At 57.6% G+C, this 14,035-nt stretch carries 12 protein-coding genes and 1 tRNA gene; 3 read left to right on the forward strand and 10 right to left on the reverse strand.

Features of this window, described 5'->3' with window-relative positions; genetic code table 11:
• Nucleotides 1–141 precede the first annotated feature (141 nt).
• From FJW04_RS05955 to FJW04_RS05975, 5 genes are all read right to left on the reverse strand, one after another.
• Nucleotides 142–660, reverse strand: a complete 519-nt coding sequence (locus FJW04_RS05955) for a disulfide bond formation protein B (RefSeq protein WP_140712914.1) — start codon at nt 658–660, stop codon at nt 142–144.
• An 85-nt stretch (nt 661–745) separates the two neighbouring features.
• Nucleotides 746–1,339 carry a YqaA family protein gene (locus tag FJW04_RS05960; protein WP_140712916.1) on the reverse strand — a complete coding sequence of 198 codons (594 nt, stop codon included), beginning with the start codon at nt 1,337–1,339 and terminating at the stop codon, nt 746–748.
• 606 nt (nt 1,340–1,945) lie between these two features.
• Nucleotides 1,946–2,398 (reverse strand): hypothetical protein, encoded by a 453-nt coding sequence (locus tag FJW04_RS05965; RefSeq protein WP_140712918.1) that lies wholly within the window; start codon nt 2,396–2,398, stop codon nt 1,946–1,948.
• A gap of 223 nt (nt 2,399–2,621) precedes the next feature.
• On the reverse strand, nt 2,622–2,861 hold the full coding sequence (locus FJW04_RS05970) for a hypothetical protein (protein WP_140712920.1): 240 nt from the start codon (nt 2,859–2,861) through the stop codon (nt 2,622–2,624).
• Nucleotides 2,858–4,042 (reverse strand): hypothetical protein, encoded by a 1,185-nt coding sequence (locus FJW04_RS05975; protein ID WP_140712922.1) that lies wholly within the window; start codon nt 4,040–4,042, stop codon nt 2,858–2,860. The genes FJW04_RS05970 and FJW04_RS05975 overlap by 4 nt, the downstream gene beginning before the upstream one ends.
• 768 nt (nt 4,043–4,810) lie before the next feature.
• Between FJW04_RS05975 and FJW04_RS05980 the strand changes: the two genes are divergently transcribed.
• Nucleotides 4,811–4,895, forward strand: a tRNA-Leu gene (locus FJW04_RS05980).
• Between the two features lie 501 nt (nt 4,896–5,396).
• Here the strand turns inward: FJW04_RS05980 and FJW04_RS05985 are convergent.
• Entirely contained in the window at nt 5,397–6,317 is a 921-nt protein-coding gene (locus tag FJW04_RS05985) for a LysR family transcriptional regulator (RefSeq protein ID WP_140712924.1), read from the reverse strand.
• A gap of 205 nt (nt 6,318–6,522) precedes the next feature.
• Here FJW04_RS05985 and araD1 point away from each other — a divergent pair, with 205 nt between their 5' ends.
• The gene (gene araD1, locus FJW04_RS05990) at nt 6,523–7,521 is read left to right on the forward strand and encodes an AraD1 family protein (protein WP_140713282.1); all 999 of its coding nucleotides are present in this window, start codon (nt 6,523–6,525) and stop codon (nt 7,519–7,521) included.
• 36 nt (nt 7,522–7,557) lie between these two features.
• A complete protein-coding gene (locus tag FJW04_RS05995; RefSeq protein WP_140712926.1) occupies nt 7,558–8,682 on the forward strand; it encodes an iron-containing alcohol dehydrogenase in 1,125 nt (374 codons plus the stop codon).
• 235 nt (nt 8,683–8,917) lie between these two features.
• Here the strand turns inward: FJW04_RS05995 and FJW04_RS06000 are convergent, their stop codons facing one another.
• The 4 genes from FJW04_RS06000 to FJW04_RS06015 form a co-directional block, all read right to left on the reverse strand.
• Nucleotides 8,918–9,499, reverse strand: coding sequence for an LLM class flavin-dependent oxidoreductase (locus FJW04_RS06000; RefSeq protein WP_246673723.1), 582 nt, complete (start codon nt 9,497–9,499; stop codon nt 8,918–8,920).
• Nucleotides 9,500–9,724: 225 nt separating this feature from the next.
• Nucleotides 9,725–11,335 carry an ABC transporter substrate-binding protein gene (locus FJW04_RS06005; RefSeq protein WP_140712928.1) on the reverse strand — a complete coding sequence of 537 codons (1,611 nt, stop codon included), beginning with the start codon at nt 11,333–11,335 and terminating at the stop codon, nt 9,725–9,727.
• Nucleotides 11,336–11,404: 69 nt separating this feature from the next.
• Nucleotides 11,405–12,520 (reverse strand): LLM class flavin-dependent oxidoreductase, encoded by a 1,116-nt coding sequence (locus FJW04_RS06010; protein ID WP_140712930.1) that lies wholly within the window; start codon nt 12,518–12,520, stop codon nt 11,405–11,407.
• Nucleotides 12,521–13,475: 955 nt separating this feature from the next.
• Complete coding sequence (locus FJW04_RS06015) at nt 13,476–14,033, reverse strand: flavin reductase family protein (protein WP_140712932.1); 558 nt, start codon at nt 14,031–14,033, stop codon at nt 13,476–13,478.
• Between the last annotated feature and the right edge of the window lie 2 nt (nt 14,034–14,035).

Here is a 14,035-nt window from a genome sequence, read left to right on the forward strand (position 1 = left end):
CGGGAGGTTGGCCGTCTGGAGCAATTGTCTGTGCTTCCGATGTTCACGGACCAAATGTCCGCTGCGTTTCGGTTCTCGACAGTCACTCCATGCGACTCAGCCTGCCGAATTCTTTGAACGATCTCGCGTCGGCTCTGTAGCTCAATCGCGGGCCAGCGCGCCACGGAAGGCGACGGCGGCGAGGATAAGGCTGGCAATGGCGTTCCAGCCGGCCAGCGACAGGCCGAGAATGCGCAAGGCGGCCTTGTCGCAGGAGGGCGGCACGAATTTGTCAAGCGCGTCGAGCACGCCCTTGCCCCCTGTGTCGACCGGGCCGGCGCCCGCGGTGCAATCGGCCGGGCCCTGCCACCATGCCCATTCGACGCCGGAGTGATAGACGCCGAGATATAGCCCATACAGCATCAAGAGGCCGCCAATGGCCAACAGGCCGCGCGTCAGCCATGCCGGTGCGCGCAGCATCGACGCTATCGCCGCCAGCACCATCAACGGCACGCCGATGTAATACGGCGTGCGCTGTTCCAGGCAGAGGTGGCAGGGGATGTAGCCGCCAATGTGCTCGAAGCCGAGCGCCGAGCCAACGGTCGCTGCCATCGCGACGGCGAGAAACAGGGCCGCGCGTGTCCGCTGGCGGCCGGTATCGGCATTCATGGTCGCTGTCATGGCGTCTTTCGTCCGTTGTGTTCGCCGTCCGCAAGGTCTGCTCGCCGCGCTGCCAAAACCGTTGCGCGGTTTTAAGCATCAAACCTCAGAGGGCGTATTTGATCAGGATATAGAGCAAAATCAGGGCGACCGCGGCAGCGCCGACGATCAGCCCCAGGCGCTTTTCGATGAATTCGCGGATCGGCTCGCCATAGCGGCGCAAAAGCCACGCCAGCAGGAGGAAGCGGCCGCCGCGCGCGATGATCGCCAGCACGATGAAAAGCGCCAGGTTGACGCCCAGGGCACCGGACAGGATCGTCACCACCTTGATCGGCGGCAGATGCGCGGCACCCGAGGTGACCAGCATCAGTGCGATGAACTCGATGCTGACGCCCGCCGAGGTCCGCAACTGCTCGAATTCGTCATACTTGCCGTAGAATTCGAGAATAGGCCGCGCCACCGCGTCATAGGCGTAGTGACCGATGAACCAGCCGGCGATGCCGCCCAGCACCGAGGCGACCGTGGCGATCAAGGCATAGCGATAGGCGCGATCCGGCCGTGACAATGCCATCGGCAGATAGAGCACGTCGGCCGGCACCAGAAACACCGAGCTCTCGACGAAAGCGATGAAGGCCAGCCACCATTCGGCGGATTTGCGCGCCGCCAGCGACAGGGTCCAGTCGTACAGTCCGCGAAGCATCGGCTCTCCTATGGAACGGCCCGTCTGTCTAGAAAGGTTTTTCGCGCTGCACAATGGCTGCGGTCTTACAAATTGGAAAGGTGCCGTCTGGTCGCGGCAGAGGCTGGTTTGGAAATTGGCCTGTTGACGAACAGGCCTCCGACCGTATAGTCCGCGCCCATCCAGGCCGCCCGGCCTGAGCCCCTATGGCGGAATTGGTAGACGCGCTCGACTCAAAAAGGGGTTTGTCTACCATGCGACGGAGTGTCGCAAATCCAAAAAATAATAACAAAATCAATGGGTTTAATGAATCCGACCATCATCCGTTGAAGGCCCGCAGATTCGGCTAGGTGCAGAATAGGAGCCCCGTCCATGACGGCTCGGGGCGCCAATAGCGTACAAAAGGCATTCGCTGATAAAGCTAATTTCTAGGAGCTAGTCTGGGGCTACTGTACCGACCGGACGACCTACGAGCTTGAATCAATGCGTCAGGGAGTTCGCCGAGCCGCGGATTGGGGATGGTGCGGACAGGCAGCTAGGCTTAGTCCGATAACAAAGGGACGGCCTCGCGGTCGCCCCATTGTTAGCTGGCGTGATTGCGCCACGAGGGCAGCCATCTTTTGAGGCTTAGGGGGAAGGCACCGAAATCGTGATTTCCGGTTCCCAACCCGGCTCCGGATTGCCCCAGGGCGCTTCCTTGTTGGTCGATACCGTGATGGCTGTCACACCCGCAAAACCGGGGTTGCCGAAATGGAACCACCGTTCCGCGCCGCCGCCGCCGGGATTCGGTGAAGGTGCAAAGACATGGTAGTCCTTGCGGCCGATGACCTGGTCGCCGGAAATGAAGTTCGCGTGGAGGACAACCCACATCGGGCGCCACGGCAGGCCATTGCTGACCTTAACCGTCACCTGGCCATTGGTGTTCAGCCAGAAATCGACGAATTGGTTTCTGTCGTCGTTAAAGAACGCGTGGATGCCGCTCGTGTCAGGTGCGGCATAAGCCGTCAACTGACCGAACAAGCAGAGTGCCGCTATAGAAGCGGCGAGAGCCTTTAGCTTGATGCGGTGAAGATTGACCACGATACAAACCCTTTCAATCTAGAGGTTGAACTCGGACGCGCGTCCTGCTCGTCCGGTCGCCATCTATCGCGACAAAAGTCTGTATGACTGGTCGATTCCCGCGCTTTGGGGTGACAGCAGTCGAAACCCGCTGGCCTGGTTTAGCCATGAGGGGTTAGCGACCAAAATCCCCCACGAAAAAGGGCGGCTGATGCCGCCCTTTTTCAAGTCCAAAGCAGCCGGGCTAAATTCTGTCTGTGCCGAGCAGCTTCGCCATCGAAATCTTCTCACCGGGAGAGGGGCTATCAGCCGTTTCGGTTGCGTTACCTCCCACACCCAGCGCTTTTGGGTGCGCAAAATCTACTGCAGATGCGGTTGCCAACGAAGCCGTCTCGACGCCTCCGTCATATCTGCCTTCGCTCGCAAGACAGCTTGAGGTCAAAGCAAAAAGAGCGGCAACGGTGGCAAGAGCTTGGGCTTTCATTTCGTTTCTCCATCACGGTTGAGCAGTTTCGGACTTCCGTTCTCGAATCTGGTCGCGAGGTGAATTTCTTCACAAAGCGGCCGGCGTGCCATTATCTCGGTGCGCCACACGGCGCTGATCTCAATCTCTTTCTGGCGCGCGATGATTTCGGCGGCACGCCGCATGGTTTGTCCGTCGTCGCACTGCACCGCCTGATAGGCGATGTTGCGCGCGAGAAGCTGGTTCTTCGGCAGCCGATCAAGCAGCGTGACGCCGTTGCGCAGCGCCGCGGGCGCGCTGTTTGCCAGCCTTGTGAGGCGCTCGGCGACGTTCTCAGATATGCCCATTATCGCCCTGTAGTCGGGGGTAGCGCGTTGCCAGTCCACGGCGTGAGAGGCGATTGACGCCATCTGAATCGCGACGATCTCGGCGTCTTGCTGCGCAAGTTGCGCCTCGCGCGCCTCTTTCTCGCGTAGCTCAAGCACAATGCCGTCAGGCACGATGCCATCGCCCATCTGGGCCGCTTCCTTCAACGCAGGCGCGCATAGTTTGCGATTCTTCTTCGCCAATTGTCGCAACTCGAACTCCGCAGCGCCGTAGAGAGCGTGAGACTTTTCCGCCACATCGACGACATTTACGAAATCTTCGAGCTCCAAGAGCTCGAAATCGAGGGGCACCCGCTTCTTGAGTGCTGTCAGGGCATCAGCAGCATCCTCCCAAACGATCAGTGCCGTGTGCAACACTGCGCCGGCGAGATAGATCTCGGTTAGATCGTCTCTGCTCAGGGAGGAACCGCCATTTTCGTCGTTGATTAACGACGAGGCCTTCCCGATCGACGTCACGAAGGAAGCGACGACCTCGCGGACTCCGAGTTCGTAGGCCCGGATGATTTTCTCGACAGACTGGCTGGTCGACGCGGATTTAACGCGAGCGCGCGCCCGAGTTTCCGTTTCTCGAAGCGACCGCAGGTTGAAGAACAGGCGCCAGGAGTAACTGTGAAGGGGGGTATCATCATGAATGCTGGGCAGCGTGTCCTCTATAGCGTCCCGCATCGCCTTCGTCAGTCGCTCCTTACCCCACTTCTCTCCGAAGTTCTTACGGTCTTTGCCCAACATCTTGGACAGCTCCGTGGGGCTGAACTCCGGTTTATGAGTTACCGGGTCCTCGAACCGCAGAACTTCGCTTGAGTAGAATGTTGACATCTTACCTCCACGTCGCTTGCCTTGAGCCGATAGCTTTCATTGAAGTGGGGCTGCGACTTAGCATTTTCCATGTCAGCCACGCTTTCACGGTCGATGGCTCACACTGGGGGGAAATGACCGAAAACCCCCCATGGTGACGGCGCGTACAGAATTCCGCAAACGCCGGGCATGCCCAGCGAAGCCAAGCACTGCGATTTAAAGGCTACGACAGCGCCTGTAGGGGGTGGCGGCGGCTGGTGAGTGCAGTTTTGAGCTGATGGTGATTGCTGAACCAAGACAACGATTACTCGGCGGCATAGCCAACTTTTTCAGACAAATGCCTGACAGCATTTGGTACTGACACCTAGTTAGCTAGGGGCTACCAAGTGCAAGTGCGGGTAGCGCATTCTGAATCCGAAGTCGGTATTCCAAGCAACGCCGTCCCGTAAGCTGACCGTCCGCTCACGGCCCCAAACGCGACAGTCTGAGTGGCGCCTTGGCGGTTTCCGTGTTTGGCGCGACTTTGCTGTCCGGAGCAGCCGGTTCGGAGGCCTCTAGCCCGCGAAACAAACTTGGCCTATGGGCCATGCAAAGCGAAGGAGGATCGAACTAGGAGTCGGTGCCAAGTGGCCAAGTCTGGACCTTCGGCTCGTGGGGGAAAAAAGGGCACGAATTTCGCTAGGAAATCGCTCTGGACTTCGTGGAATACCTTGTGGCACATACGCCGCCTAGGGCAACACAAGAGTCGCGAGGCTCGCAAACGCCGTGAACGGGCTTGGTTGGTTGCATGCGGGTGTGGTGGAATTGGTAGACGCGCTGGATTCAAAATCCAGTTCCGAGAGGAGTGCCGGTTCGACCCCGGCCACCCGCACCATCTTCTCAAATCAATTGCGGCGGAGGCAAGCCGCCTGGTCCCAACCAAGTGCCGCACTGCTCGTTCGGGTGGGGTATAGATAGACAAAATCAGTTAGTTATCAGAGTCAGTGTGTAATTCTCGCACACGAAAGTTCCGCTTCTTTTCTGTTCCGTTCTGGCGATGGGCCGTTGGTCCTCCGAAGCGCATTTCTCGACTGCGCTCGTCGGTGACGCGACGATCTACGTCAGCGCATCCGCATTCGCCGGAAGCGACCTACTTCGACTTCAGAGCGCGCCGATCTCAGGTCTAACGGCGGGTCGACGCCTATGAAGAGGCGCTGTCCCCGCGTAGCGAAGTGGCGCCGCGGAATCGCATATGATCCTCGACCTTGCCCCACGACAACACAGCGTTCGGGCTCATCGACTTCTTCAACGGCGCCGTCAAGGAGGAGCACGACCGACCGGCGCAACCCTGATCACATCACCCTCAATGTCGCTTCAAGAAGCGGTTCAAACGCCGTTAGGGCGAGTTTACCATGCCGTGCCAGAAACTTTCGGCAATGGGAGAGAGTGTTCGGTCGCTGCGTCGCACCAAATAATAGGGCTCGCTGCGGGCCGGCAGAGCGATGGGCAGCATGGTTGTGGTCCGGGTTCGGCTGAGCACGTTGGCGACCTCTGTCGAGAGCAGTGCGACGAAAGCAGGATTGCGCTGAAGTAGCGCCAGGGTGGAAAATGCTGAGGTGGTCTCAATGAGGCTGGTGGGAAAGCGCAATCCCTGGTTCTGGAATTCCTGTTCGAGATAGCGGCGCATGGGCATATTGGCGGCATAGACGATCCAAGTGCTGTCGGCGAGATCGCTCAACCGGGCCGGACCGCTGACCAGAGGATGGCCGACATTGGCAACCACGGCGAGTTGCTCGTCCGAGATACGGTGATCGTCATATACGTCGGGGCGAGGGCTGACGCTGGTGCGGCAGATAGCCATCTCTAGCCGGCCATTGTCGAGCAGGTCGAGCAGATGGGCGCTAGTGTCCTCGACCAATTCCACGCGGATCGCGGGCTGCCGCTCCAGAAGTTGGGTGAGATGATCGGTCAGGAGCGGCACTGCGCCCATGATAGTGCCGACGGCAAGCCGCCCGCCATGTCCGTCCAGAATCCCCCCTATCTCCTCGCGCAAATGGGTAACGTCTTGATAGATCAGCCGGGCATAGCGGGTAGCGCAATGGCCAAGCTCGTTGGGACGGAGGCCGCGATTAGTCCGCACATAGAGGGCGTTGCCGATCGCGTCTTCGATTTCCTGAAGGGCCTTGGTCGCGCCGGGCTGGCTGATGCCCACCGCGTCGGCCGCCTTCAAGAGTGATCCGTGATCGTCGATCGCGATCAGCAGCCGGAAGTGGCGCAATTTGAGGCGCGTCGAGATTGATTCGAGGTTTGGCAGCATCGGCTATTCGTTTTGGTTATAGTGATATCGGAGCTCTTCATTATACGGGGGGATCCCTATTGGCTATGGTCGGCATCGATGGGGAGCCTTTCCAAGTGAAAACAGCAGGATGCGGCCCTCGCACTCCGGCTAGTCCACGCGGCGGTCGCTGCCCAGTCCGTTCTGGTGCGAATAACAGGTCCGCCCTTCTAAAAATGGAGTGATTATGCGTCTGATTCAGTTTGAAACCGATACCCGATCGAGGGCGGTGGGGATTGTCGCCGGCGACGAGATCAGGGAACTCAATACTCTTTCAACCACGCGCGAACTGGCCCTGGATGCGATCCGCCGCGGCAATACGATTGCCGATCGCGTCAAGGAGTTGGGAACCGGCAAGACGCATTCCTACCAGATCCTGTTGGATGGGGGGCGAGTGCTGCCTCCTCTCGACCATTCCGATCCGGCCCATTGCATCGTTGCAGGGACGGGACTGACTCACATTGGCAGCGCCGCGTCGCGCTCGAAGATGCACCAGTCGGCCACCACAACCGCGGAAGCCGATCTCAACGATTCCATGAAGATGTTCAAATGGGGCGTCGAAGGCGGCAAGCCCGCGGATGGCGAGATCGGTGTCCAGCCTGAATGGTTCTACAAGGGTGACGGGTCTATCGTGGTGCGTCCCGGCGCGGCGCTCCTGGTGCCCCAATTCGCCCGCGATGCGGGCGAAGAACCTGAAGTGGTGGGGCTTTATGTGATCGGCGATGACGGCTTGCCCTACCGGGTCGGCTTCGCGGTGGGCAACGAGGCCACCGACCACGTGATGGAAAAGCAGAATTATCTCTATTTGGCCCATGCCAAGCTGCGCCATTGCGCTTTCGGGCCCGAATTGCGGCTGGGCGATCTCCCCGCGCATTTGGAAGGACTAGCGCGCATCCGCAGGAACGGGCAGATCGTATGGGAGAAGGCCTTTCCCACGGGCGAGGACAACATGTCCCATTCGATCGCAAATCTCGAATATCACCACTTCAAATACGATCAGTTCCTCAGGCCGGGCGATGTGCACGTGCAGTTCCTAGGGACTTCGGTCGCTTCGTTCGGAGACGGATTTGTGACCGAGGAGGGAGATGTGTTCGAGATCGATATTCCGGAATTCGGCAAGCCGCTGATCAATGGCACCCGGCGGGCCGCGACCCGCCTCAGGGTCGGAACCATAGCCTCCCTTTGACGGAGGCGTTTCTTCCTGCGGCAGGGAGCACGGACCATGGCTGTAATAGCCTATCTTACCGACATCGAATTCGGATCGGGGAGCCTCGCGCAGCTTCCTGGGCGGATGGAGCGGCTGCGGATCAGCCGTCCGCTGCTGGTTTCCGACCATGGCGTCGTTTCGGCGGGGTTAGTCGACAAAATCGTGCCCTTTCTGCCGGAAGATCTGCCGGTATTTCTTGACGTGCCCTCCAATCCGACCGAGGCGGCAACCCTGGCTGCGGTGGAACTCTATCGTAATAAAGGGTGCGATGGTGTTGTCGTAATCGGCGGGGGCTCGCCCGTCGATCTTGCAAAGGGCGTGGCGCTTCTTGCCACCCACCAGGGCAATCTGGCGCGGTATGCGTTAATCGAAGGCGGCCTCGAAAAGATAACCGCCGAAGTGGCGCCGGTGATCGCCATTCCCACGACGGCGGGGACAGGTGCCGAAGTTGGCCGGGCGGCGCTTATCACGCTGGAGGATGGCCGCAAGTTGGGGTTCGTAAGCCCGCACCTTATTCCCAAATGCGCGATCTGTGACCCGGAACTAACGATGGGGATGCCGCCCGGGCTGACGGCAGCGACGGCGCTCGATGCTCTATCCCACTGTCTTGAAACCTATCTGTCGCCGCGCGACAACGCGCCTGCCGAGGCCATTGCGCTCGATGGCGCGGTGCGGATTTGGACTCATGTTCGCGCGGCGTTCCACGACGGTTCAAACCTCGTGGCGCGAACCGCGCTGATGATGGGCGCGCTCGAAGGTGGGCTCATGTTCCAAAAGGGGTTGGGGGCGATCCACGCGCTTTCACACGCCATGGGTGGCCTCAAATCGCCCAATCTCCATCACGGCACGCTCAACGCCATTCTGCTTCCGGCGGTGATGGCGATAAACCGTCCGATGGCTGAGCCCAAGTTCGAGCGCATAGAAGCCGTGCTTGGCATCGAGACGGGAGGGCTGGTGGGCGCGCTCAATGACCTGAACCACGAACTCGGGATCCCTATCGGACTGAAGACGCTGGGGGTGAAAGAAGAGCAATTGTCCCTCATCGTCGAACGCGCCCTGGCCGACCACAGCCATGCGACGAATCCCTTGCCGCTCACACCGGACGAATATCGGCAAGTGCTCCTTGCGGTGATGCATTGAGCCACGGACGAAGGCGTCGAGAGCATCAATTTTGCTTGCGCAACCCCGAATGGCCGCAAACATGCCGCCTCAACCGCCAAGACGACGTTCGTGCTCCGTGGCTCGGCTCACGTCATACTGCGTAGACCGCAGATAAACTCCGGCCTGGCGGCTATTGAGTCGTGAGGAAGAGCGAGGCGCAGGTCAAACGCTGAGGCCTAACGAGCGCACTCGGGGCGGAAACTCCACCGTCCGTTCAGCTTGCCATCGCGCGTCGAGCTACGGCCCTGCGTGAGCAGGGCCCAATATGCCGGCGAGTTCGACACAGAGGGCTGTCCCACAGCGCCTTGACGACATCGAGAAATTCGGTGGCGCGTTCGTAGCGGAAGGCGTGCTCGATATTGCCGTCGCGGCCGAAATTGCGGGCCTCCTCGTTGTAGTTCGAAGTGACGACGTTCCACGACGCCCGGCCCTTGCTGATATGGTCAAGCGAGGCGAACATTCGGGCGACATTGTAGGGTTCGCTGTAGGAGGTCGATGTCGTTATGATCAGACCGATATGCCGGGTGACCGCAGCCAGCGCCGACATCAGTGTCAGCGGCTCCAGCCGGGCATTGGCGTAGTGGGCGACGCCGCTTTGTACTGAATCCCAGATCGCGACGTGATCGGCGATGAAGACCGCGCACATCCTGGCGCGCTCAGCTGCCTGCATGAGATTGCTGAAAAATTCCAGATCCAGCACCTCACGGCCCGGGCCGCGGGGATGGCGCCATGACATGCGATGATCACCCTGCGGGTTGAACAAAAACGCGCTGAGGATCATGTGGCTACGTTTCAAGCTTGTCTCCTGATAGAACTGTTCCGATGTGCTGGTAATATCAGACGAGGCAATAAATCAGTCGTTACTCAATAAATCTATCATTTATACCTTCCTTATAACACGCAACTCCGGGAGGAAGTAGACCGCCCGGAGCTGCACAGCAAATCGTATTATAAGAATGCCAGCCTCGATGACTTCCTTGTCGAACATGCGAAGCTGTTCAGACAATCCGAGCAGTCTCTGCTAGGCTTCCAGCCAGACATATTCGGCAAACGCGCCGCCCATCATCGGACCCAATGGATTGGATTCAAACCCGTGAAGTTTCGATGACATTGCGTCAGTCGTCGTTTTGAATGCTGGTATGACGGTGCCTGCATCTTCAGACACCATCATTTGCATTTCACCGTAAATTTGCTTCCGCTTGGCCTCATCCAACATGCCCCGCGCCTCAAGCAACATGGTGTCAAACTTCTCCGACTTGTAGCGGCTCTCATTCCAGGCTGCATTGGAAGAGTAGGCGATGGAGAAAATGATATCGGGCGTGGGCCGTGGAAGCCAGTGACCGAAATGCACAGGATCCTTGAGCCAGTGATTGGACCAGTATCCATCCGGAGGTACGCGCTTCACATCCAACTTCATTCCGATCTCTTCAGCGGACTGCTGAAGTATTGCGGCGATGTCAATAGAATTATAGGCTGTTTCAGAAGCAATCATTGGGATGGATGCTCCTAACAATCCCGCCTTGTTAAAGTGGAATTTAGCCTGATCTGGGTCGTAAGGCTTCGGTTTCACCTCGGAATTATAATATATGCTTGACTTGTCTATTGGCTGGTCGTTCGCGATCTCTGAAGTGCCTTTAAAGACGGCTTTTTGAATAAGCTCGCGATTCATCAAATATTTAAGACCGGCCACAAAACCGGCCTTGTCACCAGGGTCCATGTCCAAGCGGCTGACGAGATTGGTGTAGGAACCGGACGACGAAGTTGCCGCTTTGACGCTTGGTTGGTTTTCGAACAGCGGAAGCGATCTTGGGTTGATGATGCCGGCATATTGCACGTCACCCGACAGCACCGCATTGACGCGGGCAGTGTCGTCGCTGATTGCAAAGAATTCGAAGGAGTCCAGATAGGGCAGATTGGGCTTCCAATAATTCGGGTTTCTTGTCATGAGAGACTTAACACCCGGCTCAAAACTATCGAGTTTAAATGGGCCAGTTCCATTGCCTTTTGAGAAGTCCGTCGTTCCATCCGCGACGATCTGGAAGTGATTGAGCGCCAGAATTGTCGGAATGTCGGCGTTTGCACTTTCCAGAGTGATCTCTACGGTGTGGTCATCAACGGCCTTAAAGTCTTTCATCTGCTTGGCAATGGAGTTGACTTTCGACCCGACAGCAGGGTCAAGATGCCGCTTGAGCGTGAAGACGACGTCAGCGGATGTCAGCGACCGACCGTCGTGGAAGGTAACGCCCTTCCGCAACTTCACCGTCCATACCTTGGCATCGTCGGTCTCGACGCTCTCGGCCAACTCCATTTTCGGGCGACCGTCGCTTTTAAGGATTGTCAGCCGATTGTAGAGCGCGCAGCACCGGACAAAATCGGTGACCATGCCTGACTTTGCCGGGTCAAGCGTTTCTGCCGTCGAAGTGACGGCAGCGGCAGCCTTTAACGATCCGCCGCGCACCGGAGTTTGTGCAAAAGCCGGGGTTGCCTGGCTAAAAATACTCGTTCCCATCGCGGCGGCGGCACCACCTAGCATCATGTAGCGCAAGAGATCACGTCTCGTGGCTCCATGAGCAATCGCCTCTTCCACCATCTTATTATATTGTGGACCTAAGAACGTGTACTCGTTAGTCATGTCATTCCCTCTCTTTTATAGTGTGATATCGCTACAAAAGCATCGCAATCCTAGATCGCAATGCCAGTTTTAAACCAAAGATCCAGCTTGGCTTTTCTCATTCCGCAGCGACTCCCCAGCACTTCGCTTGTGGGTCATCTCCCGCAGGAGAGGCAATAATTCTCGACCATACAGTTTCGTATCCTCGATCGGATCGAAGCCTCGTATCAGGAACGTCGTAATGCCCATGTCGTAATAGTCCAACATCGCATCGACGACCTGTTCCGCGGTGCCAACAAGCGATGTTGAATTCCCCTGCCATGCTCCCGTCAGCTTCGCGAGTTCGGTCCACAACCTCTTGTCGACCCGCGGTCCCTGCGCAGCCGCTTCAAGCAGGCGATGCGCGCCCGTATTCTCCTGTGGTTTGAATACCGGCCCAGTCTTCTCAGACAATTGCCTGGTCTGCTCGAGGATTCCCTGCGCCTTTTGCCAAGCTGCCTCTTCGGTAGAAGCCAGTATCGGACGCATAGACAAACTGAACCGGATTTGGCGTCCATGTTTTGCAGCTGAGGCTTTAACTCTCGAAACCGTCTCACGAGCCTGCGCATAGGTTTCACCCCAAAGGGCGTAGACATCGGCATGCTTGCCCGCAACCTCTATGGCTGCATCCGAAGCGCCGCCGAAGTATATGGGAATATGTGGAGTGTTAACGCATTTGATTTTCGAAAAGGCTTGTTCGACGTGATAATACTTGCCGCGATAGTCAAAGGGCTTGTCGGAAGTCCATTCTTTCTTCAATATATCAAGGTATTCGTCGGCGCGAGCGTAACGTTCATCCTTGCCAATATGGCTGCCATCCTGACGGAGCTCAGCGTCATTGCCGCCAGTGATGATGTGTACCGCGGCGCGACCGCCGGTTAACTGATCCAATGTTGCAAATTGTCTGGCGGCGATCGTCGGAGCCGTGAAGCCGGGCCTATGCGCGACCATAAATCCAAGGCGTTTTGTGACCGAAGCGGCATGTTGTGCGACCATCATGCTCTCCGACCAGACCGAAGTGAAATGAATAAGCGCCCTATCGAATCCCGCTTCATCAAGCGCCTTAGCCGCAGCCTCCAAATGATTTATGTCAAAGTCCGCGCCCTTGGCCGACTGCGATTCCGACGAATTGTTGATGTTTAGATGGCCGATGACGTCGATAGACATGTAGATCTCCTGGATTGGGTACTATGGGCTTCAGCCATGAGCTTGAAGGCATATTCACTTCTTTTTCAGTCCAGCGCGAAAACTGTTTTCTTGAACTGGCCATTTTTATCAGCAAGGCCCATATGCGCTGCTAAATCTTCAACGGCTATTGTGTTCACCTGGCGCAGCTTAGATCAATCGCTCTGGTCGGTTGCCTTATCCAGCGATGCAAAGTGCCGCCCAGGCCTTCAACGAACGGCGGGCGAATACGGAGGTCAGCGCCACCTAGGCGGCGTCCTACCTTAAGAACATCGGAGCCAATATCCGCCAGTAGCACCCCACCGAACAGAGCGGCCGCTCCTTGGCAGCACTGGACCGCCGGACTGTCCTCGATCGATAGAGATGCCAACTCCGCCATGTTTCTCCGCCAGCCGTCATCCAGTGAAACCAGCCTCGACTGTCGTTCCATAATATAGAACGCTGTTCTATATGTTAGGTCACTGGTCCAACCCTGTCAACCTCCGAAGTCGGCGTGTTGGCGCCATCACGTGCTGGTTTGATAGAACCAGCACGTCATCAAATGCCGGAATTGAGGACAACGACCGTCAAGAACTACCAAGCCGTAGCGCGAAAGCGACGCTTACCAGGTCGAAGACGTTGTGACACTCATGTGATGCCATCAATGCAAGACAGAGTGGTGCACCTGCTTCCTAAACAAGGTTCAAACCATGGCTCAAAGAAGGGCAACGTGGGATCGCTTCGGCCTGGGTCGAGTTAGCTTATCTCGATACGCCTCGAGATAGGACAGGAACGTTCGATGGATCAAAGGACGAAGCTCAGGGCACTTCTTTCACTTAGGCGATAGTCGCGGCTGTTGATAGCATCCCGAAGCCGGCTCAGCGCCCAGAGCACGTCAAATTTTTGGTCGAAACCTTGGCCCTGGACGACGGGTTCGGATGTCGGATCGCGCCTGGGCCTAGCCTGTTATCCCGAGCTGTTCGAAGGCGATCGAGCGCCCACGGTAGTGAACGAGTGGTATTCCATCTTCTTTAATCATCGTGGCGACGACCCGACCCAACACAATCGCAACACCATGCCGATCAAATATTTCTTCCACCTGGCAATCTGCGGCCCCTAAAGCGTCGCGATAGATTGGGCAGCCTGTCTTCAATGAAGTCCAATCGCCGTCTGAAAATCGGCTAGCGCCTTTAATGCCGGCCTTTCCGGAGAACAGATCGACGAGGCTCTGTGACGTTGCCGGCAAATAGTTTATGGCGAAACGCCGCTGCCTACGAATCTCCGCGCAGGCAGAGGTTTTCCCATCGATCGAAACCACCATCGTCGGTGGGGTCGACGTGACGTGGGAAGCGGACAGTCCGAGGAAGCCAGCGGGTCCCTCAGCACCATCCACAGTGATAATGGTACTGCCGATCACTCGCTGACCGAGTAAGGCCCAGAAATCCTTCGCAGTCACACTCTCGCCATCTTCGATGACATGCAATGGATGTGCTGAAGGCACCTTTTCATCAACCATTC

It is taken from the genome of Mesorhizobium sp. B2-7-3 (genome assembly GCF_006440715.1).
Taxonomy (GTDB): Bacteria; Pseudomonadota; Alphaproteobacteria; order Rhizobiales; family Rhizobiaceae; genus Mesorhizobium; species Mesorhizobium australicum.

Coding starts and splice junctions, on each gene's coding strand:
- FJW04_RS06015 (WP_140712932.1), bottom strand. CDS start 14,033: ATGGTTGATGAAAAGGTGCCTTCAGCACATCCATTGCATGTCATCGAA.
- FJW04_RS06005 (WP_140712928.1), bottom strand. CDS start 11,335: ATGACTAACGAGTACACGTTCTTAGGTCCACAATATAATAAGATGGTG.
- FJW04_RS05960 (WP_140712916.1), bottom strand. CDS start 1,339: ATGCTTCGCGGACTGTACGACTGGACCCTGTCGCTGGCGGCGCGCAAA.
- FJW04_RS05985 (WP_140712924.1), bottom strand. CDS start 6,317: ATGCTGCCAAACCTCGAATCAATCTCGACGCGCCTCAAATTGCGCCAC.
- araD1 (WP_140713282.1), top strand. CDS start 6,523: ATGCGTCTGATTCAGTTTGAAACCGATACCCGATCGAGGGCGGTGGGG.
- FJW04_RS05975 (WP_140712922.1), bottom strand. CDS start 4,042: ATGTCAACATTCTACTCAAGCGAAGTTCTGCGGTTCGAGGACCCGGTA.
- FJW04_RS05970 (WP_140712920.1), bottom strand. CDS start 2,861: ATGAAAGCCCAAGCTCTTGCCACCGTTGCCGCTCTTTTTGCTTTGACC.
- FJW04_RS06010 (WP_140712930.1), bottom strand. CDS start 12,520: ATGTCTATCGACGTCATCGGCCATCTAAACATCAACAATTCGTCGGAA.
- FJW04_RS05995 (WP_140712926.1), top strand. CDS start 7,558: ATGGCTGTAATAGCCTATCTTACCGACATCGAATTCGGATCGGGGAGC.
- FJW04_RS05955 (WP_140712914.1), bottom strand. CDS start 660: ATGACAGCGACCATGAATGCCGATACCGGCCGCCAGCGGACACGCGCG.